Origin of the sequence: Stenotrophomonas mori, assembly GCF_023556335.1 — a bacterium.
Taxonomy (GTDB): domain Bacteria; phylum Pseudomonadota; class Gammaproteobacteria; order Xanthomonadales; family Xanthomonadaceae; genus Stenotrophomonas; species Stenotrophomonas mori.
On sequence record NZ_JAIKTS010000005.1, the window covers coordinates 181,865 to 203,226 of the forward strand.

General features: G+C 71.5%; 12 protein-coding genes. 10 read left to right on the top strand and 2 right to left on the bottom strand.

All coding sequences use genetic code 11. From position 1 onward, the window contains the following. Window positions 1-139: 139 nt before the first annotated feature. The 3 genes from K5L01_RS13740 (at window position 140) to K5L01_RS13750 (ending at window position 7,267) form a co-directional block, all read left to right on the top strand. Window positions 140-1,831 (top strand): amidohydrolase, encoded by a 1,692-nt coding sequence (locus K5L01_RS13740; RefSeq protein ID WP_250065167.1) that lies wholly within the window; start codon window positions 140-142, stop codon window positions 1,829-1,831. 763 nt (window positions 1,832-2,594) lie between these two features. Beyond that, a complete protein-coding gene (locus K5L01_RS13745) occupies window positions 2,595-5,282 on the top strand; it encodes a TonB-dependent receptor domain-containing protein (RefSeq protein WP_250065168.1) in 2,688 nt (895 codons plus the stop codon). Window positions 5,283-5,314: 32 nt separating this feature from the next. Further along, the gene (locus tag K5L01_RS13750) at window positions 5,315-7,267 is read left to right on the top strand and encodes a S9 family peptidase (protein ID WP_250065169.1); all 1,953 of its coding nucleotides are present in this window, start codon (window positions 5,315-5,317) and stop codon (window positions 7,265-7,267) included. Between the two features lie 52 nt (window positions 7,268-7,319). Here K5L01_RS13750 and K5L01_RS13755 read toward each other — a convergent pair whose 3' ends face one another. Continuing rightward, a complete protein-coding gene (locus tag K5L01_RS13755; protein ID WP_250065170.1) occupies window positions 7,320-8,210 on the bottom strand; it encodes an energy transducer TonB in 891 nt (296 codons plus the stop codon). Then, window positions 8,207-9,154: a glutathione synthase gene (gene gshB / locus K5L01_RS13760; protein ID WP_250065171.1), complete on the bottom strand. Its 948-nt coding sequence runs from the start codon at window positions 9,152-9,154 to the stop codon at window positions 8,207-8,209. Before gshB ends, K5L01_RS13755 begins: the two co-directional genes overlap by 4 nt. Window positions 9,155-9,403: 249 nt before the next feature. Here gshB and pilG point away from each other — a divergent pair, with 249 nt between their 5' ends. The 7 genes from pilG (at window position 9,404) to K5L01_RS13795 (ending at window position 21,254) form a co-directional block, all read left to right on the top strand. Then, complete coding sequence (pilG, locus tag K5L01_RS13765; RefSeq protein ID WP_250065172.1) at window positions 9,404-9,805, top strand: twitching motility response regulator PilG; 402 nt, start codon at window positions 9,404-9,406, stop codon at window positions 9,803-9,805. 17 nt (window positions 9,806-9,822) lie between these two features. Next, entirely contained in the window at window positions 9,823-10,185 is a 363-nt protein-coding gene (locus tag K5L01_RS13770; protein WP_250065173.1) for a response regulator, read from the top strand. Beyond that, window positions 10,185-10,715, top strand: coding sequence for a chemotaxis protein CheW (locus K5L01_RS13775; RefSeq protein ID WP_250065174.1), 531 nt, complete (start codon window positions 10,185-10,187; stop codon window positions 10,713-10,715). Before K5L01_RS13770 ends, K5L01_RS13775 begins: the two co-directional genes overlap by 1 nt. A gap of 41 nt (window positions 10,716-10,756) precedes the next feature. Continuing rightward, window positions 10,757-12,793, top strand: coding sequence for a methyl-accepting chemotaxis protein (locus tag K5L01_RS13780; RefSeq protein WP_250065175.1), 2,037 nt, complete (start codon window positions 10,757-10,759; stop codon window positions 12,791-12,793). A 108-nt stretch (window positions 12,794-12,901) separates the two neighbouring features. Continuing rightward, window positions 12,902-19,330 carry an Hpt domain-containing protein gene (locus K5L01_RS13785; RefSeq protein WP_250065176.1) on the top strand — a complete coding sequence of 2,143 codons (6,429 nt, stop codon included), beginning with the start codon at window positions 12,902-12,904 and terminating at the stop codon, window positions 19,328-19,330. Next, a complete protein-coding gene (locus tag K5L01_RS13790; RefSeq protein ID WP_425603900.1) occupies window positions 19,317-20,684 on the top strand; it encodes a chemotaxis protein CheB in 1,368 nt (455 codons plus the stop codon). The genes K5L01_RS13785 and K5L01_RS13790 overlap by 14 nt, the downstream gene beginning before the upstream one ends. A 96-nt stretch (window positions 20,685-20,780) precedes the next feature. Continuing rightward, window positions 20,781-21,254: a chemotaxis protein CheW gene (locus tag K5L01_RS13795; RefSeq protein ID WP_250065177.1), complete on the top strand. Its 474-nt coding sequence runs from the start codon at window positions 20,781-20,783 to the stop codon at window positions 21,252-21,254. Window positions 21,255-21,362: the final 108 nt, after the last annotated feature.

A 21,362-nucleotide genomic window follows, 5' to 3' on the forward strand; every position in this document is an offset into this window, starting at 1 on the left:
CGCCGGGTGCCCCTGCACAGGGCGGCCGCGGCGATGTCGGTATCCGTTGAAACGTATGCGGCGCAATGCGCCGCGCGGTTTGTCACTTCGGGCGGATGGCGGCATAGTCGCCGTTCCCATTGGCCAGGAGTGTCCACGCATGCGCCGTATCGCCTGTCTTGCCGTTCTGCTTCCCTGCCTGTACACGCCGCCGGCCGCTGCCGAGGTGCGGGTACTGGTCGCCGACATGATCCGTACCGGCGATCCGCGGCAACCGACGGCCACGGCGATGGCGTGGGACACCGACGCTGGACGGGTGCTGGCGGTCGGCGACCGCGCCACGCTGGCACAGCGCTACCCGCAGGCATCGACGGTCGAGCTCGGCGATGTCGCGGTGGTGCCGGGGCTGATCGACGCGCACGCGCACCTGGTCTACCTCGGCAACACGCTGGCGCAGGCCGACCTGTCCGGCGCCCGCAGCCGCGCCGAGGTGGTGCAGCGGCTGCAGGCGTTCGAGAAGACGCTGGCACCGGGCGAGTGGCTGCTGGGCGCGGGCTGGGACCAGAACCACTGGGAGGACGGCACCGGCTTCCCGAGCGCGGCCGACCTGGACGCCGCGTTCCCGGAACGCCCGGTGTTCCTCGACCGCGTCGACGGCCATGCCGGCTGGGTCAACAGCGCCGCGCTGCGCATCGCCGCGGCGGCGGACAAGCCGTTGTCCGGCGAGTGGCAGCCCTCGGGCGGGCGCATCATGCGCGACGCCGCCGGCAACGCCACCGGCGTGCTGGTGGACCGGGCGGCCGAGCTGGTGACCCGGCACATTCCGACCCCGGACGACGCCACCCGCGAGAAGCGGCTGGAAACGGCGCTGCACGAAGCCGTGCGCAACGGCCTGACCGGCGTGCACGACATGGGCGTGTCGCGCAGCAATCTGGCGCTGATGCGGCGGCTGGCCGACCAGGGCCGCCTGCCGCTGCGCATCAACGCCTATGCCGACGGCAACCAGGAAGCATTGGCCGACCTGTGCGCCAACGGCCTGTACCGGCACCCGGGCGGCCGGCTGCAGATGCGGGGCGTGAAGCTGTTCATGGACGGCGCGCTGGGCAGCCGTGGCGCGGCGATGCTGGACGACTACAGCGACGATCCGCACAACCGCGGCCTGCTGGTCACCTCGCCGGAAGACTTCGACGCGGCGGTGCGCAAGGCCGACGGCTGCAAGGTGCAGGTCGCCACGCACGCGATCGGCGACCGCGGCAACCGCATCGTCCTGGACACCTATGAGAAGGCGCTCGGCACCCACAAGGACAACGACCACCGCTGGCGCGTCGAGCATGCCCAGGTGGTGGCGCTGGACGACATCCCGCGGTTCGCCGCGCTGGGGCTGATCGCCTCGATGCAGCCGACCCACGCGACCTCGGACATGGGCTGGGTGGAACAGCGGGTGGGACCGGAGCGGGTCCAGGGCGCCTATGCCTGGCAGCGTTACCTGCACAGCGGTGCGCGGCTGGCGCTCGGCTCGGACTTCCCGGTCGAGCAGGTCGATCCGCGCCTGGGGCTGTATGCCGCGGTGACCCGCCAGGACCGTGCCGGCCAGCCGCCGGGCGGTTGGCAGCCGGAGCAGCGCCTGAGCGCGGCCGAGGCCCTGCGCGGGTTCACCAGCGATGCCGCGTACGCCGGCCACGATGAAGACCAGGTCGGGCGCCTGCAGAGCGGCATGCGCGCCGACTTCGTGGTGTACGACCGCGATCCGCTGGATCCGGCCGGTGGCCGTCTGGATGAGCTGAAGGTGCTGTCGACCTGGGTCGATGGCCTGCCGGTGTACGAGGCGGCCTCTGCCGGCACGCAGGAATAGCCGTGGCGTGGCGCCGCGGGCCTTCCGGTCCGCGGCGCTGCAACCCGGCTGCAATGTTGGCGGCGCATGCTGCGCGTGTCCGGTCGCCGCGCGGGGGCCGTTCCGGCCCGGAGCGTGGCCGTCCGCCCCCGCCAGGTCGATCCCATGCAGCCCTGCCCCCGTTGCAGCCATCCACGGCGTTGCCCCTGCCGGCGGCTTCCGCTGCGGTGTACGTCGGCCGTCGGCGGGTGCTTTTCCAGCAGCGATGACGATGGCGAAGGCGGTCCGCGGGATACGGGAGCGGCGGCGCGACGCCTTTCCGGGGCATGACCCGGACTGCGGGAGGTCCGCATGCGACCGGCCACGCAGCGTCGACGGCGGCTCCCGCACCGCTTCGCGGCAGACCGGCGACGGCCTGCCGCCGGCCCGGTGCGAAGGGCGGAATCCGCGCAGTCGCGGCCGGTTTGCGCGCTCACGGCCACGGTTGCCGAAGAAACCGTCGCGTCGCGGCGATGGCGCGGACTGTGACGAAGCGCGCGCGACGGATGAGAGTGCGGATTTTGAAACGGCCTTCGGGTAGAGTGCGCCGGAGGCTTGGAATCAAGCACTTTCCGGCGCAGGCCTGCGCCGTGCGGCGAAGCGGCAGCGGACCGCCGCATCCGGTTGCAACGGCAATGAAGTTTGTCTTTGCATAGACATTACGCATTGTTCGTTCATGAGTTGGCACTGTCTGCGCGCCCGTAAACCGGGTGCCCCAGCCACCGCGAATTCGAGTAACGAACCCATGCGCAAGCCACTCCCGCTTCACCCCCTGACGTTGTGTGTCCTGGCGACCCTGGCGGTCTCGGCCAACGTCCAAGCCCAAGCCAAGGACGAGAGCGGCGACCGCAAGGTCAGTGATCTTTCCGCGGTCAGCGTGTCCGCCTCGCGTATCGACCGGCCGGACCTGGTCGCGCCGACCCCGACCCTGCCGATCAGCGCCGAAGAGCTCAAGCTCGATGCGCGCACCAACATCGGTGCCGCGCTCAACGACCTGCCGCAGTTCCGCGCCACCAGCTCGCCGCAGACCACCGGTTCCAACACCGGCGCCGGCAACGCACCGGTGGACCTGCGCGGCCTGGGCATCTCGCGCACCCTGGTGCTGCAGGACGGCCGCCGCATCTCCAGCGACAACGACCTGAACACGATTCCCTCGATCGTGGTCAAGAGCGTGGACGTGGTCACCGGCGGCGCCTCGGCGGCCTGGGGCTCCGGCGCGGTCGGCGGTGTGGTCAACATCAGCCTCGACCACGATTTCGTCGGTTTCAAGGCCGGTGCGCAGGCCGGGCAGTCCACCTACAGCGACGTGCGCGAGAAGCGCTTCGAAGCGGCGTGGGGCAGCGACTTCGCCGATGGCCGCGGGCACTTCCTGATCGGCGGCGAGTTCCTCGACAACGACGGCATCGTGCCGCGCAGCGCGCGCAAGCGCGCCGGGCGCTGGTCCACCCTGTCGGTGGGCAACGGCCAGTACAAGCTGATGCCCGATGTCGGCTTCTCCGATGCCGGCATCGGCGGCCTGATCCTGTCCGGCAGCCTCAAGGGCAAGGCGTTCAACCCCGACGGCTCGCTGCGCGATTTCGACTACGGTCATGTGGTCGGCGCGCTGATGAGTGGCGGTGAAGGCCCCTCCAACGACGACTACAGCCCGCTGAGCGCGCCGCAGAAGCGCTACTCGGTGCTGGCCAGCGGCCGCTACGACCTCAACGACGACGTGCGCCTGACCGCCGAACTGCGGCATTCGCGCATGTACAACAACTACATCTGGTTCGGCGACCACAACCGCAACAACCTGGATGTGGGCATCGACAACGCGTTCCTGCCGCAGCACGTGCGCGACGCCATGCAGCAGGCCGGCGAGACCACGCTGCGGATCGGCCGCTTCAACAACGACATCAACTACCCGCACATCGATTTCGAGCGCAAGACCACCCAGGCGACGCTGGCCCTGGACGGCTATGTCGGCGACGGCTGGCGCTGGAGCGCGTACTACAGCCACGGCGAGGCCGAAGCCAACTTCGACACCCCCGGGTTCATCCTGCGCGACGCCTGGGCCAACGCGGTGGATTCGGTGATCGATCCGGCCACCGGCAAGCCCACCTGCCGGGTCACCCTCAACGATCCGTCGGTGGCCTGCGTGCCGATCAACCTGTTCGGCGAAGGCGCGCCTTCGCAGGAGGCCATCGACTACGTGACCGGCACGCCGCAGCAGCGCGCCAAGACCACCCTGGACGTGTTCGGCGCGAGCCTGCGCGGCGAGCCGTGGGAGCTGCCGGCCGGTGCCGTCTCGGTGGCGTTCGGCGTGGAAGGGCGCCGCGAGGCGATCGACCAGCGCGTCGGCGCGCTGGATGCCGCCAAGGCGTTCCGCTCGTTCAACTTCAGCGCCATGAAGGGCTCCTTCAACGTCAAGGAAGCCTTCGGCGAGGTGCTGGTGCCGCTGGTCAAGGACGTCCCCGGCTTCAACAACCTGGCGGTGAGCGCGGCCGCGCGCATCTCCGACTACAACACCACCGGGTCGATCTGGTCGTGGAAGCTGGGCTTCACCAATGAGTTCTTCGACGGGTTCCGCGGCCGCATCGCGCGCTCGCGCGACATCCGTTCGGCCAACCTCGGCGAGCTGTTCACCACCACCACCACCGGCTGGAGCTACGTCACCGACCCGACCAACAACCAGACCGTCTATGCGCTGAGCAACGGTGGCGGCAACCCCGGGCTGCGCCCGGAAACCGCCGACACCTGGACCGCCGGCCTGAGCTGGTCGCCGCGCGCGGTGGAAGGCCTGGACTTCTCGGTGGACTACTTCAACATCGAGATCAAGGACGTGATCACCACCATCGGGTTGCAGGACATCCTCAACCGCTGCGCCGCCGGCAACGCCGAGCTGTGCAGCCGCGTCGAGCGCGACCCGGCCGGCAACATCACCCGCATCGTCTCCAGCTACACCAACCTGTCGCAGTACAAGACCGACGGCGTCGACCTGGAAGTGTCCTACCGCCGCGATGCCAGCCTGTTCGGCGTCCCCGGCCGGCTGCGGCTGCGCACGCTGGGCACCTGGATCAACAGCCTGAGCACCGACGACGGGATCAACAGCATCGAGTACGTGGGGTCGCAGGGCTATGCCTTCGGGCTGGGCGTGCCGAAGTGGCGCGCGGTCTCCAGCATCGCCTTCGACAGCGACCTGTTCTCGCTCAATGCGCGCGCACGCTACCTGTCGGCCGGCGACTACGACCGTACCCAGAACATCGTCAACAACCACATTGGCAGCTTCCTCTACTACGACCTGGGCGGCGCCTACCGGGTGGCCGAGGGCAAGGTCGAGCTGTACGCCAACATCAACAACGTCGGCAACAAGCAGGCGCCGATCGCGGCGACCTTCTCGCCGTACTACGACGTGGTCGGCCGCTACTACACCGCCGGTGTGCGGGTGAAGTTCTGATCGTGGCCGTCGAACCCCGCAAAGGAGTGAACATGAATCCTGCAATCCGTGGACTGGCGGCGGCGGTGTTCGCCGTCGCCGGCAGCGCGGCCGCCGCGATACCGGTGCCGCCGGCGATCCATGCCGACGGCGTGCCGGCGCTGCCGGACGCCACCGCCGAGGCCAGCGCGCGCTATCTGGAGTTCCGCCGCGCCAGCTTCCTCGGCTGGGACCCGCAGAACCGCTCGGTGCTGATGAAGACCCGCTTCGGCGGCACCGACCAGCTGCACAGCGTGCGCGCCCCGGGCGGCGCCCGGACCCAGCTGAGCTTCGAGGCCGAGCCGGTGCCCTTCGCCAGCCACGCGCCGGGCGGCAGTGGCCACCTGGTGGTGCAGAAGGACGTGGGCGGCAACGAGTTCTACCAGCTGTACACGCTGAAGGACGGGCAGCTGCAGCTGCTCACCGACGGCCGCTCGCGCAACTGGTTCGGCAGCTGGAGCCGCGACGGCCGGTTGCTGGGCTACGCCTCCTCGCGCCGCAACGGCGCCGACATGGACCTGTACGTGCTGGACCCGGCGGTGCCGGGCAGCGACCGGCGGGTGGCCCAGGTCAGCGGCGGCGGCTGGAACATCTCCGACTTCTCCGCCGACGGCACCCGTGCGCTGGCGGTCAACCGGATGTCCATCAATGAGGGCGTGGTCGCCGAGATCGACCTGCGCAAGGGCGGCATGAAGGTGCTGACCCCGGCCCGCGGCCGCGCCTCCTATGGCGATGCGCGCTATGCCGGCGACGGCAGCATCTGGGTGCTGTCCAACCGCGACGCCGACTTCGTCCGGCTGGGCAAGCTGGACCCGCGCACCGGCCGGTTCACCGCGGTCAGCGCCGAGCCGCGCTGGGACGTCACCGACTACGCGGTGTCCGACGATGAGCGGATGCTGGTCTACGCGATCAACGACGCAGGCGTCTCGCGGGTGCGGGTGGCCGATGGCCAGGGCGGCAACGTGCGCCCGGTCGAGGGGCTGCCGGACGGCGTGCTGGACTGGAGCTTCGGCCAGCTGCTGCAGATCGCGCCGTGGGGCGAGATCGGCCTGAGCCTGTCCTCGGCCAAGGTGCCGGGCGACGTCTACTCGATCGACCCGCAGACCCTGGCGGTACGCCGCTGGACCGCCAGCGAGGCCGGCGGCCTGGACCTGGAGCGCAACCGCGAGCCGGAGCAGGTGGAGATCGCCAGCTTCGACGGCGAGCGGATCTCCGGCTTCCTGTACCGTCCGGACCCGGCCCGCTTCCCCGGCAAGCGGCCGCTGATCATGGACATCCATGGCGGCCCTGAAGGCCAGAGCCGGCCGGGCTTCCTCGGCGCCGACAACTACCTGATCAACGAGCTGGGCGTGGCGCTGTTCCTGCCCAACGTGCGCGGCTCGTCCGGCTACGGCACCCGGTTCCTCGACCTGGACAACGGCCCGTGGAAGCGCGAGGACTCGGTCAAGGATGTCGGTGCGTTCATCGACGCGCTGGCGGGCGACCCGGGCCTGGATGCGGCGCGCTTCGCGGTCTACGGCTTCAGCTACGGCGGCTACATGTGCTACGCCTCGGCGGTGCACTACAGCGACCGCCTGCGCTCGGCCAGCTGCGCGGTGGCCATCTCCGATTTCGTCACCTTCCTGGAGAACACCCAGGCCTACCGCCGCGACCTGCGCCGGGTGGAATACGGTGACGAGCGCGATCCGGCCCAGCGCGCGCGCCTGGCGGAAATCTCGCCGCTGCGCAACGTCGCCAAGATCGGCATCCCGCTGATGGTCGCCACCGGCGGCAACGATCCGCGGGTGCCGGCCTCGGAGGCCGAGCAGATCGTCGCCGCGCTGCGTGCCCAGGGCGGCGAGGCCTGGCATGTGCTGGCCCGCAACGAGGGCCACGGGTTCCACAAGCGCGAGAACCGCGACTTCATCTTCTGGGCCGGAGTCGAGTTCTGGAAGAAGACCCTGCTGGACCCGCCGGCGGCCGACTGAGCCGCGGCACGGAGGAACCCCACGGCACCGGCGATTCGCCGGTGCCGTCGTTTCAGCGGTCGTCCCGCAGCTGGCCGCCGGGCAGGAACATCCAGGTGCGGGTGACCTGGAGGATGTCGATATCGTCGCCGGTGCGTGGCAGCGGCGGGAACGGCTGGGCCAGTTCCACCACCCGCAGGGCCGCCGCATCCAGCAGCGGCGTCCCGCTGCTGCGCAGGATGCGCGCACTTTCCACGCTGCCGTCGCGGCGCACGCCGACGGTGATCACCACCTGGCCGCCGAGCCGCCGCTGGCGGGCTTCGTCGGGATAGTTCAGGTTGCCCACGCGCTCGGCGCGGTCGACCCAGGCGCGGATATAGGTGGCGTAGGCGTATTCGCGGGTGCTGGCGGACACGAACTTGCGGTTCGGGCGCTTGGCGTACTGCTCCGAGCGCAGGTGCACCTCGGCCGCCAGCCGCGCCATCTCGGCATCGCGCAGCTCGCGCGCGGTCATCGGCGCATCCGGTTCGGGGTGCTCGGGCAGCGGCCGCGACTGCGCCTGGGCGACCGGGTCCCCGCCGCCGGTGCTGCTGACCACCCGGGCCTGCGGCGGTGGCGGGGCGGCGGCGTTCTGGCGGCGGATCTGCTCCGGTGCCGAGCCGGCGCCCGGGTGCGGCACGACGCCGGCCTGGCTGTCGCGCGGACGCTGCGGACGGTCGTGGTCGCCGCCGCCCTGCTGGTTGGCCTGGGCCATGAAGTCGGCCTGCGCCGGGGTCAGCGGAGTGCTGGTCTGGCTGAAGATCACGTCCAGCGTCGGCACCAGCGGGGCGTTGTCGCTGACCGCGAAGCCCACGCCCAGGATCAGCACGCCGTGCACCAGCGAGGACAGCGTCAGGGTGGCCCCCAGCCGCTGGCGCTCGCCGATCCGTGCCGGCGGCGGCAGGGAGTCCGCGCCGGCCCTCATCGCCGCAGGCCGGCCTCGAGCGCGTCGAACAGCTGGCCGGCGATGTTGAGGCCGAACTGGGCGTCGAGCTCGCGCACGCAGGTCGGGCTGGTGACGTTGACCTCGGTAAGGTAGTCGCCGATCACGTCCAGGCCCACGAAGCGCATGCCGCGGCGCTTCATCTCCGGGCCGACCTGGGCGGCGATCCAGCGGTCGCGCTCGCTCAGCGGGCGGCCTTCGCCGCGGCCGCCGACGGCCAGGTTGCCGCGGAACTCGTCGCCCTGGGGAATGCGCGCCAGGCAGTAGTCCACCGGCTCGCCGTCGACCAGCAGGATGCGTTTGTCGCCGGCGCTGATGTCGGGGATGAAGCGCTGCGCCAGCGCCAGGTGGCGGCCGCCGTCGGTGAGCATCTCCAGGATCACGTTCAGGTTCGCGTCGCCGCGGCCGCTGCGGAAGATCGAGCGTCCGCCCATGCCGTCCAGCGGCTTGAGCACGACCTGGCCATGCTCGTGGGCGAAGGCTTTCAGCGCCGCCGCGCTGCGGCTGACCAGGGTCGGCGGGCAGCAGTGCGGGAACAGCAGCGCGGCCAGCTTCTCGTTGTAGTCGCGCAGTCCCTGCGGGTCGTTGACCACGCAGGCGCCCGCGGCCTGGGCGACGCTCAGGATCTGGGTGTCGTAGAGGAACTCGCTGTCGAACGGCGGGTCCTTGCGCATCAGCACCACCTGCCCGGGCCCGAAGGCGGTGCGCTCGAACGCTCCCAGCGTGAACCAGTCCGCGGGATCGTCGCGGACCTGCAGCGGCGCGGTCCGGGCCACGGCGGTACCGCCTTCCAGCGCCAGCCCGCCGGGGCATACGTACCACAGGCGGTGGCCACGGCGCTGCGCTTCGAGCAGCATGGCGAAGGTGGTGTCCTTGGCGATCTTGATGTCGGCGATGGGGTCCATCACCACGATGACGTCCAGCATGGTTCGTGGCCTTTCAGGTCAGAGGCGGATGGTAGCGCCCGCGGCAGGGCACGCCCAGCGCCACCGGCGGTCCGCTGCGTCGCATGCCTGAATGGACGTGCGCAGGGACTGCGATCTGGTTCACACTGGGGCCGGCGCCAGCCCCGCCAGCGGGGCGTGGCTTGACAGTTCGCGGCCGGACTGGGATATAAACCGCTTTCGCAGCAGCGCCGCATCCAGACGGCGCACTGCGCGCCCGGGGAAAACGCAATGGTTGAAAACATGGCTGCGGGCGGGGAGCTCGCAGGACTGAAGGTGATGGTCATCGACGACTCGAAGACCATACGCCGTACCGCCGAAACACTGCTCAAGCGGGAAGGCTACGAGGTGGTGACCGCCAGCGACGGCTTCGAGGCGCTGGCCAAGATCGCCGACCAGCAGCCGCAGATCATCTTCGTGGACATCATGATGCCGCGCCTGGACGGGTACCAGACCTGCGCGCTGATCAAGGGCAACCAGATGTTCAAGTCCACGCCGGTGATCATGCTCTCGTCCAAGGACGGGCTGTTCGACAAGGCGCGCGGGCGGATCGTCGGTTCCGAGCAGTACCTGACCAAGCCTTTCACCCGCGAAGAACTGCTGGGCGCCATCCGCACATACGTCAACGCCTGACCAGGGGGGAAAGGCACATGGCTCGAATCCTGTTGATCGAGGACTCACCGACCGACCGGGCGGTCTTCACCCAATGGCTGGAAAAGGCCGGCCACGAGGTGCTCACCGCCGACAATGCCGAGGACGGCCTGCAGCTGGCACGCAGCCAGGCACCGCAGCTGGTGCTGATGGACGTGGTGCTGCCCGGCATGAGCGGCTTCCAGGCCACCCGCGCGCTGTCGCGCGACCAGGCCACCCGTGACATCCCGGTGCTGATCGTCAGCACCAAGAACATGGAGACCGACATGGCCTGGGGCATGCGCCAGGGGGCGTCGGACTATGTGGTGAAACCGCCGCGCGAGGTCGACCTGATCGCGCGCATCAACAAGCTGGTCGGGTGATGCGTTCTCCCTTCGATATCCTCGAAGCCTACGAACGCCGCAGCCTGGCGCATGCGGTGCAGCTGCCGGAGCGGCAGTTCGCCGTGGATGTGTGGCGCGGCGTCGGCTACCGGATCGGCCGGCGGCGGCTGGTCTCGGACTTCCGCGAGGTGGTCGAGATCGTGCCGATGCCCGCGGTCACCCGGGTGCCGGGCGCGCAGCCCTGGCTGCTGGGCGTGGGCAACCTGCGCGGCAACCTGTTCCCGGTGGTGGACCTGAAGTATTTCCTCGAGGGCCAGCGCACCCAGCAGCAGGAGGGCCATCGCGTGCTGATCATGCGCCAGCCCGGCGGCGACGTCGCGCTGAGCATCGACGAGCTCTACGGCCAGCGCAGCTTCGAGCTGTCGCAGCAGGTCCCGGCCGGGGACATCGCCCAGGGCCGTTATGCCCATTTCGTCGAGCGCGCCTTCAACGACGGCGAGCACGAGTGGGGCGTGTTCTCGCTCTCGCTGCTGTCGCGCACGCCTGAATTCCGGCAGGCCGCCGGCTGAATGCCGGCCTGTCTTTCCGTATCGGATACCGAGGTCGAAACATGAGTACTTCTCCGGATGGCGCCAAGGCCGGCAAGCTTGGCAACGTGGGCACCAACTTCTGGCTGGGCCTGCTGGTGCTGTCGATGATCGTGTTCGGCGCCAATACCGGCGTGTCGACCTGGCAGGGCAGCCGCCTGGCCGGCGCCGGTACCGGTACCGCCGACCTGCAGGTGCTGTCGCAGCAGCTCGCCAACCAGGGCCGCGAGGCGGTGGCCGGCAGCCGCGAGGCCTATGCCTCGTTCAAGGACACCCGCGCCCGCATCGACCGCACCGTGGGCGAGCTGCAGGGGCGCTTCGGCGAGGAAGCCAGCGTGTCCGCGGCATTGCGGCAGATGGTGCAGACCTGGCAGCCGCTGTCCAAGAACGCCGAGCAGATCGTCGCCAGCGAACCGGCGGTGCTGGCACTGGCCGGCCACGCCACCAGCTTCGCCGACGGCGTGCCGCAGCTGCAGGCGCAGCTGAACGAGGCGGTGCGCGCGATGATCGCCGGCGGCGCCCAGGCGCCGCAGATCTACAACGGCCTGCAGCAGGTCGTGGTGGCCGGCTCGATGGCGCGCCGGGTCACCGAGATCCGCGCCGGCGGGCCCGGCGCCAGCGGCGCCGGCGATGCGCTGGCACGCGACATCACCGTGTTCTCGCAGGTGCTGGAAGGCCTGCGCAGCGGCAACGAGGAGCTGGGCATCGCACCGGTCCGCAGCGGCAACGCGCAGGCGGCGCTGGCGCAGTCGGCCGAGCAGTGGGCGACGATGAAGAAGGACGCCGACGCGATCCTGGCCAGCTCGCGCAACCTGTTCGCGGCGCAGTCGTCCGCGGCGGCGCTGGGTGCCGGCTCGGACAAGATGCTGGCCGACAGCCAGAAGCTGTTCGAGGCGTTCTCCGCGTTCGGCTCGATCCGCGACACCCGGCTGTTCCCGAACTTCTGGCTGAGCGTGGTGTTCGGCGCGCTGTCGCTGCTGTCGATCATCGGCTTCGTGTGGAGCTCGGTGCGCGGCCGGTCGCGCGAGCAGGAGCAGCGCTACCAGACCCAGGTGGAGTTCAACAGCCGCAACCAGCAGGCGATCATGCGGCTGCTGGATGAAATCAGCTCGTTGGGCGAAGGCGACCTGACGGTGAAGGCCTCGGTGACCGAGGACATGACCGGCGCCATCGCCGACGCCATCAACTACGCCGTCGACGAGCTGCGCCACCTGGTGACCACGATCAACGACATGTCCGGCAAGGTGGCGGTGTCGGCGCAGGAAACCCAGGCGACCGCGATGCAGCTGGCCGAGGCCGCCGGCCACCAGGCCGGCGAGATCACCAGCGCCTCGGACCGCATCGGCGAGATCGCCACGTCGATCGAACAGGTCTCGCGCAACTCCAGCGAGTCGGCCGACGTGGCACAGCGTTCGGTGGTCATCGCCACCGAGGGTGCCGGCGTGGTGCGCCAGACCATCCAGGGCATGGACCAGATCCGCGACCAGATCCAGGAGACCTCCAAGCGCATCAAGCGGCTGGGCGAATCCTCGCAGGAGATCGGCTCGATCGTGGAGCTGATCAACGACATTTCCGAGCAGACCAACATCCTGGCGCTGAACGCGGCCGTGCAGGCGGCGTCGGCGGGCGAGGCGGGCCGCGGCTTCGCGGTGGTGGCCGACGAAGTGCAGCGGCTGGCCGAGCGCACCTCCGGCGCCACCCGGCGGATCGAAGGCCTGGTGCAGGCGATCCAGGCCGACACCAACGAGGCGGTCACCTCGATGGAGCAGACCACCGCCGAAGTGGTGTCCGGCGCGCGCCTGGCCGAGGACGCCGGCACCGCGCTGACCGAGATCGAGCGCGTGTCGCACGCGCTCAACACCCTGATCAAGAACATCTCCATCGCCGCCCAGCAGCAGGCCGCGGCCGCCACCGACATCACCCAGACCATGGGCGTGATCCGCCAGATCACCGGCCAGACCTCGCAGGGTGCCGGGCAGACCGCCGATTCGCTGGGCCAGCTGAGCCAGCTGGCGGCGGAGCTCCGGCGGTCGGTGGCCGACTTCAAGCTGCCGGCCTGAACCGGTTGAGTGCGCCGGGATGGAAAGGAACCCGCTGATGATGTGTCGTGATGCCGGAAAGCAGGGCCGCCCGGACGGCAGGGGAACAAGGCTGTACGGGAGAGAGCGATGAACAGCTTGCGCGATGCCATGAGCCATGCGGCGCTTGGCTGGGTCAAGCCGGAGCTTGACGAGATCCTGCGCCAGGCGCGCAACGAGATCGAGTATTTCGTCGAAGAGCCCGGCGATGCCGGGCGCATGCGCTTCTGCGCCGGCTACCTGCACCAGGTGCAGGGCACCCTGCGCATGCTCGAACTGTATGCGCCGGCGATGGTGGCCGAGGAGCTCGAGCGCCTGGCCGTGGCCGTGGGCGAGGGGGGCGTGGCCGATCCGCAGGACGCCTGCGCGACCCTGATGCGCGGCACCGTGCTGCTGCCGGACTACCTGGAGCGGCTGCAGAACGGGCACCGCGACATCCCCATCGTGCTGCTGCCGCTGCTCAACGAGATCCGTGCGGCGCGCGCCGCCGAGGGCGTCAGCGAGGGCGTGCTGCTGGCCTTCGACCCCGAGGCCGGCAAGGCCAGCGAGGCGGAGCTGGAGCACGCGCGCGGCAGCCTGGCCGGGCGCAACCGTGAGCTGCTCGATACGGTCGGCAACGCGGTCAAGGAAGAGCTGCTGCGGATCAAGGACGCGCTCGACCTGCATGTGCGCATGGGCGGGGACGCGGCCGAGCTGCAGGCCCAGGTCAACGAGCTGGGTGCGGTCGCCGACACGCTCGGCATGATGGGGCTGGACGTGGCCCGCGGCATGGTGGCGCGGCAGCACGAGGCGCTGCGCGACGTGGTTGCCGGCCAGCGCGCCATCGACGACAACCTGTTGCTGGACATCGCCGGTGCACTGCTCTACGTGGACGCCTCGCTGGACGATCAGGTTGCCTACCTGGGCGCGACCCTGGACGGCGACGAGGACCCGGCCTCGGTGGAGATCCGGCGCACGGTGGAGGTGCTGGCGAACGAGGCGATCGGCAACTTCGCCGCCGCCCGCGAAGCCTTCGTGGCCTTCATCGAAACCAATTGGGACCACCAGCGCCTGCGCGACGTGCCGCGCCTGCTCGACGAGGTCGCCGGCGCGCTGCGCATGCTCGACCTGCAGCCGCCCGCGGACTACATGGAGGGGGTGCGCCAGTACATCGATGTCGAGCTGATCGGACGCCGGCGGATACCGGGCGGGCGCCAGCTGGACACCCTGGCCGACGCGATGGCCAGCCTCGAGTACTACCTGGAAGCGCTGCGCGAGCGCCGTCCGGGGCGCGAGGAGATCCTCGACATAACCCGCAGCAGCCTGGAGGCGCTGCGCTACTGGCCGCTGCCTGCGGTCGAGCCTGTCGAACGCGCGGTTCCGCCCACGGTCCCCGTGCCGGAGACGTCGTTTGCCGCGGTGGAGCCGCCGCCCGTTGCCGTGGAGCCCCCCGCCATCGTGGAGCCGCCACCGCCGGCCGCCGCCGAGGCGCCGCCGCCGCGTGCAGCAGCACCGCTGCTGTTCGCGGCCGCCATCCATGCCCGCCCGGCGCCGCCCGAGACGGCTCCGGTCTTCGACCCGGTTGTCGCCGAGCTGCCGGCCGACCCGCCGCCAGTGCCGGAAGCCGGTCCGCTGGACGTGGCGGTACCGCACAGCGCCTCCACGGAGGCGGCCGGCAACCCCGGCGACGTGACGGCGGATGCCGGCACGGCCGCCGCTGCGGACAGCGGCGATACGCCTGGCGTGTTCGACCCCATCGCGGCCGAATGGCCGGCGCCGGTGGCCGCCGATGATGCGTCGCCGCCAGTGTTCGCGGTCGACCCGGTACCGCCGCCCGCCGCACCGACCCCACCGGTCGAACCGGTCGAACCGGCGGGCGAGGAGCCCTGGCTGTCGTGGACGCCGCCGGAGCCGGACGCGACGCCGCATGGCAGTGCCGGTACGGACGTGCCTGTGCCGCCACCGGGGGGCATCGCCGCGCTGCTGCACGACAATGCGCTGTCGGCCGTTCCGGTCGAGGATGCCGCCGGCGCCCGCGCCGACAGTGACGCCACGGCGCTACCGACGCCGGCCGGGAGCGACGCCGAGGCGCAGGCGGTGGAGCAGGAGATGGCGGCCTTCATGGCCGACCTGGACAAGGCCGCGGCCGCTTTCGATCCCTTTGCGCGGCCTGCGGTGCCGGCCGCGGCTGTGCCGCCGTCCCCGGCTCCCGCGCAGGTGCAGGAACCGGTGCAGGAACCGGTGCAGGAACCGGCCGCGGCGGCATCGCTGCCGGCGGTATCCGAGGGCGTGGAGGGCGGCTTCGACGAGGACGCCGACCAGATCGACGAGGACATCCGCGAGGTCTTCATCGAGGAGTTCGACGAGGAACTGCTGAACCTGGGGCAGCTGCTGCCGGCATGGCGTGCGGCGCCCGACGACCTGGAGCGCCTGCGCCCGCTGCGGCGCGTGTTCCATACCCTGAAGGGCAGCGGCCGCCTGGTCGGCGCGCGCGCGCTCGGCGAATTCAGCTGGAAGATCGAAGGCATGCTCAACCGCGTGCTCGACGGCAGCCGCCGCGCCAGCCCGGCGGTGGTGGCGATGGTCGAGCAGGCCTTCGAGGTGCTGCCGCAGTTCAATGCCGCGCTGCGCGACGGCGGGCGGATCCAGGCCGACGTGCTCGGCATGCAGGCCGTCGCCGACCGCGTGGGTGCGGGCGAGGAAGCCTTCCACGTGGCCCCGGCGGCCGCCGCGGAGGCCGCCGCGGTCCCGGCCGCCACCGGTACGCCGGCGGCGGTGGACAGCGTGCTGCGCGAGATCCTGGAGGCCGAGGTGCGCCAGCACCTGGCGACCATGGAGGACTGGCTGTCGCACGCGCGGCAGGGGCCGCAGCCGGTGGACGAAGCGTTGCTGCGCGCGGTGCACACCATGAGCGGTGCGTTCGCGATGACCGAGGTGCCGGAGATCACCGCCGTCACCGCGCAGGCCGAGTCGTTCGCCAAGCGGCTGCTCGCCAATGGCCGGTTGGCCACCGCCGAGGGCGTTGCCGCCCTGGACGAGGCCGCGCGCGCCATCGCGACCACCATGCAGGCGCTGCAGGCGCCGTCGCCGCTGATCCCGCCGTTCGCGCCGCTGGCCACCCGCCTGCAGGCGCTGGCCGATGCGCTGCCGGAAGCCCAGTGGCCGCCGCTGGTGATCGAGGATGAGGGCGACGCGCCGGAGATCGCGGGCGACGCGCCGCCGTCGCTCGAGGTGCCGGCCGCGGTGCCGGTGGCCGAGGAGCTGGGCAGCATCAACGACCTGTCCGCCTATTTCGATCCGAGCCTGCTGGAGGCGTCGTTCGGCGAGGCCATGAGCGTATCCCCGGCCCCCGGGGCGGCGGATGCCGATGCCCCGCCGCTGGACGACCATGCCCCGCCGCCGGAGGCGCCTTCGCTGGCCGTTGCCGGCGGTGAAGCGGATCCCGGCGTGCCCGGTCCGTTGGACCTGGTGCTGGATGACGACGTCCCGCTGTCGCTGGAAGAGATCGAAGCGATCGAGGACACACCGGCCGCGGGCTGGACCCTGGAGCCGGCGGATGCATCCGCCAGCGAGCTCCAGTTGGATGCCATGCCGTCCGCGGACGAGGGCGAGGACGCTGGACTCGGCGACATGCCCCACTGGGCCCTGGAACCGGACGCGGAGCCGGCGCCGGAGCCGCTCGCCGCGGCGCCGGAGGCACCGCCGGCCGAGGCCGAAGCAGCCGTTTACGGATCATCGCCCCTGGAACCGTGGGCAGACGTGGCGGTCCCCGCTTCCGCGGACATCCCGCCGGCGGAGGCGGGAGACACCTCCGCGCCGGCCGGCGGCGAGGCCCGCGACGCGCAAGCGGCGCCGGCCATGCCTGCACCGGCGGCCGCGGCGCTGGACGCCGGCCCGCTCGGCTTCGACGACCTGGGCACCGAGCTGGTGGACATCTTCGTCGAGGAGGGCAAGGACCTGCTCGACCATTGCGACCGCCTGATCAGCGGGCTGCGCTCGGCGCCGGGCGACCGCGGGCTGCTGGGCGGGTTGCAGCGCGACCTGCACACGCTCAAGGGCGGCGCACGCATGGCCGGGATCAACGCCATCGGCGATCTCGGCCACGCGATCGAATCGCTGCTGGAAGCGGTGGCCGGCAACCGTACCGAGCTGGAGCGCGGCGACGTGCAGCTGCTGGAGCGCGGTTTCGACCACCTGCACCAGCTGCTGCTCCAGACCGGTGCGCACCGCTCGGTGCCGATGCCGGTGGACCTGATCGAGGCCTTCGAACAGCGCACCGGCGGACAGGGCGATGCCCGCCCGGTGGTGGACGGGAATGGCGACGACGCGCTGTCGTTGACGCCCTTCGTGCCGGCCTACCCGGATCCGGCCGACGACCGGACCGCGGAGACGCCGGAGGCCCCCGTGCCGGCCGCTGTGGACTCCGCCGTGGACGCCACCGGGGCCGCTGCGGCGGTGGGGGAAGCGGCGGCCGCCGCCGGCTCCGAGCCTGCCGCGGTGGCGCCGCAGGCTGCGGCCGAGAGCCTGCCGCCGCCCGCCGATCCGCATCCCGACCCCGCTACGGCCGGGGCCATGGACGAGCCCGGGCCTGCCGCGGTAGAGCCCGCGGCGGCCTGGCGCGCGCCAGCCCCCGTGCCGGTGCCGCCGGTCCAGGACCCGCGGCCGGTCGAGCCGCTGTCCGAGCCGGTGGAGGAAGACGCCGCGGCCGACACCGGGGCGGTGGCCGGTACCCGGGAGCAGGTCCGCGTCCGCGCCGACCTGCTCGACCGCCTGGTCAACCATGCCGGCGAGGTGGCCATCTACCGGTCGCGCCTGGAGCAGCAGCTGGGTGCCTTCCGCAGCGCCATGGCCGAGCTGGACCGCACCAATGCGCGCCTGCGCGACCAGCTGCGGCGCCTGGACCTGGAAACCGAAGCGCAGATCGTGGCGCGCTACCGGCGCGAGCAGGAACAGGCCGACCATGCGTTCGATCCACTGGAACTGGACCGGTTCTCGACGCTGCAGCAGCTCAGCCGCGCGCTGAACGAATCCGCGGCCGACCTGGGGGGCCTGCAGGGCGTGCTCGACGACCTGGCCCGCAACTACGACGGGCTGCTGCAACAGCAGTCGCGGGTGAGCTCCGAACTGCAGGACGGGCTGATGCGCGCGCGCATGGTGCCGTTCGACGGGCTGGTGCCGCGGCTGCGCCGGGTGGTGCGGCAGGCGGCGCAGGACAGCGGCAAGCAGGTCCACCTGGAGCTGGAGGGCACCCACGGCGAACTGGACCGCAACGTCCTCGACCGCATGGTCGCGCCGCTGGAACACATGCTGCGCAACTCCGTGGCCCATGGCCTGGAGACGCCCGCGCAGCGCCTGGCCGCGGGCAAGCCCGAAGAAGGCCGGATCACCCTGCGGTTGCGCCGGGAAGGGTCGGAAGTGGTGCTGGAAGTCGCCGATGACGGCGTCGGCCTGGACCGCGAGGCGATCCGCCGCCGCGGCGAGCAGCGCGGCCTGGTGCGCGCGGGCGAGACGCTGGACGAGGCGCAGCTGGACAACCTGATCTTCGCCTCGGGCTTCAGCACCAGCGAACAGGTCAGCCAGCTGGCCGGGCGCGGTGTCGGCATGGACGTGGTGCGCAACGAGGTGCGCCAGCTCGGCGGCTCGGTGGACATCCACTCCGTGCGCGGCAGCGGCGCCCGCTTCACCCTGCGCCTGCCGCAGACGCTGGCGGTCACCCAGGCGGTGTTCGTGCGCATCGGCGACACCACCTTCGCGGTGCCGGTGGCGTCGGTCAGCGGCATCGGCCGCATCGCCCGCGAGCGCTTCGAATCCGGCCAGGGCGGCTACCACTACAACGGCGAGGACTTCGCCCTGCACGACCTCGGTACCCTGGTCGGGCAGGCCGCGGCCAAGGCCGAAGGGCAGCCGCAGGTCCCGCTGCTGCTGGTGCGCGCCGGCGACCTGCGGGTCGCGGTGGCCATCGACCAGGTGCTGGGCAACCGCGAGATCGTGGTCAAGCCGGTGGGCCTGCAGATCGCGTCGGTGCCGGGCATCTACGGCGCCACCATCACCGGCGAAGGCAACGTGGTGGTGATCCTGGACATCGCGCCGCTGGTACGCCGGCACCTGGCGCAGCCGCAGGCGCAGGTGGTGGACGCACCGGCCAGCGACCAGCACCACGCACCGCTGGTGATGGTGGTGGACGACTCGCTGACCATGCGCAAGGTGACCGGCCGCGTGCTGGAGCGACACAACTTCGAGGTGGTGGCCGCGCGCGACGGGGTGGAAGCCCTGGAGCGGCTGGAGGAGCGGGTACCGGACCTGATGCTGCTGGACATCGAGATGCCGCGCATGGACGGCTACGAGCTGGCCACCGCGATGCGGGCCGATCCGCGCTACAAGGACGTGCCGATCGTGATGATCACCTCGCGCAGTGGCGACAAGCACCGCCAGCGCGCCTTCGAGATCGGCGTGCAGCGCTATCTTGGCAAGCCGTACCAGGAGCTGGATCTGATGCGCAATGTCTATGACCTGCTGGGGATCGCCCGTGTCCGCGAATGACCGTCACCAAGCCCGGCCGGTGGCCCTGCTGGCGCGCGCCGGCGCCGCCCGCGAGCGCCTGAAGGAGGCGGTGCTGGCCGCCGGCGGTCGCCTGGTGCTGGAGGAGGATCCCAATGCCCTGCAGGCGGCGTCGCTGCAGGCGGCGTCGGTGGAGCTGGTGCTGGTCGCGCTGGAACCGGCGGTGGAAGACGCCCTGGAGCGTCTGGAGCCGGTGCTGCAGGCGCCGCACCTGAACCTCATGTTCGAGGAAGCCGAGCTGGCCGCGCGCCGCGAAGGCTGGGATGCGCAGCGCTGGACGCGGCACCTGGCGGCCAAGCTGCAGGGGCACGACAACGTGCTGCCCCCCGGACAGGAACCGGAAGCGCCGGCATTGCCCGAGCAGCTGGAGCCGGGCATGCCCCAGCGCCCGGCCGAACGCCACGCCGATGCGCCGCTGCAGTTCCACCTGGACGAGGCCGAGCAGCATGCCGGTACGGTGCCCAACGACGGCCTGTACGTCGCGCCCGCGGCGCGTGCCGACGAGCGGCCGGAAGTGCTGAGTTTCGAAGAGCTGCTCGCGCGCGCGCCGGTGGCACCGGCGCCGCTGCCCGAGCCGCCGCCGGCCGCAACCCCGACCCCGGCCGCGGTGGCACCGCCGCCGCTGCCGCTGCCGTCCGGATCTTCCGACGCCCCGGCCCCGGCACGCGGGGGCTTCCAGGACTGGGCGCTGCTGGACGACGACGCCTACGAGGCACCGGTGGCGTCCCCGTCGCCGGCTGCCACGCCGGTGGCGCTCGAGCGCCTGTTGCCGGAATCGCTGTCGCTGGTCGAGCTGGAGCCGGAGACCCGCGCCGCGGAGACCGGCGCCGTGCTGTTGCTGGCCGGCATCGGTGGCCCGGACGCGGTGCGCCGCCTGCTGGCCAGCCTGCCGGCGGAGTTTCCCTTGCCGGTGCTGGTGCAGATGCGCCTGGACGGCGGCCGCTACGCCAACCTGGTCAAGCAGATGGCGCGTGCGGCGACCCTGCCGGTCGCGCTGGCGGCCGCTGGCCAGCCGCTGGCCGCCGGCAACGTCTACATCCTCCAGGAGGGGGTGGGCGTGGCCGGTGGCGAGGATGCGCTGCGCTTCATCGATACCACGGCACCGTTGCTGCCGGCATTGCCGGCGCAGCGCGGCGCGGTGGTGCTGCTCAGCGGTGCCGACACCGCCCTGGTGCCGGACGTGCTCGCGTTCGCCGAGCGCGGCGGCTGGATCGCTGGCCAGAGCGGGGAGGGCTGCTACGACCCCGAGGCCGCCAACCACCTGGCGGCGGCCGGGCACCCCTCCGGCACCCCGGAGCACCTGGCCGGCGAACTCGCGCAGCGCAGTGAGCAATGACCGCCGGGCGTGCCGCGGTTGTGCGCGGCACGCCGATGAACGCCGCCGGGCACTGCCTGCGGGCACGCCGACGGCCCCCCGTGCAAGGAACCGACCATGAGCTACACCAGCAACGATGAAGTCCGCGGCGTCCTGATCCAGGCCGGCAAGGAACGCGTGCTGCTGCCCAACGCGACCGTCGCCGAGATGATGTCGCGGGTGGCGGTGGAGCCCGTCGCCGGCGCGCCGGCCTGGCTGGCCGGACGCATCGCCTGGCAGGGCTGGGACGTGCCCTTGTTGTCGTATGCGCGCTTCAGCGGTTTCGGCGACGAGCCGGTGACCGGCAACAACAAGGTGGTGGTGCTGAAGGCGCTCGGCGGCGATCCGGCGATGCCCTATTTCGCGCTGCTGACCCAGACCTTCCCGCAACTGATCGTGGTGCCGCGCGACGGCCTGCTGGCCGATGCGTCCGAGGAGAACCTGCCGCAGGGCGTGCACATGCGGGTACTGCTGGGCGAGCAGAACGCGCTGCTGCCGGACCTCGACGCGATCGAGCGCGCGGTGCTCGCCGCCCTGGCCGCGGCCGCCTGAGCGCGGCCGGAACAGCGGCAGCGCGTCCGTGCGGCGGGCACCGGGAGACCGCCCGCCGCGTTGATTCCGGCTTTCACAGCCCCGGCCGCCGGCAGGGCTTCCATCGCA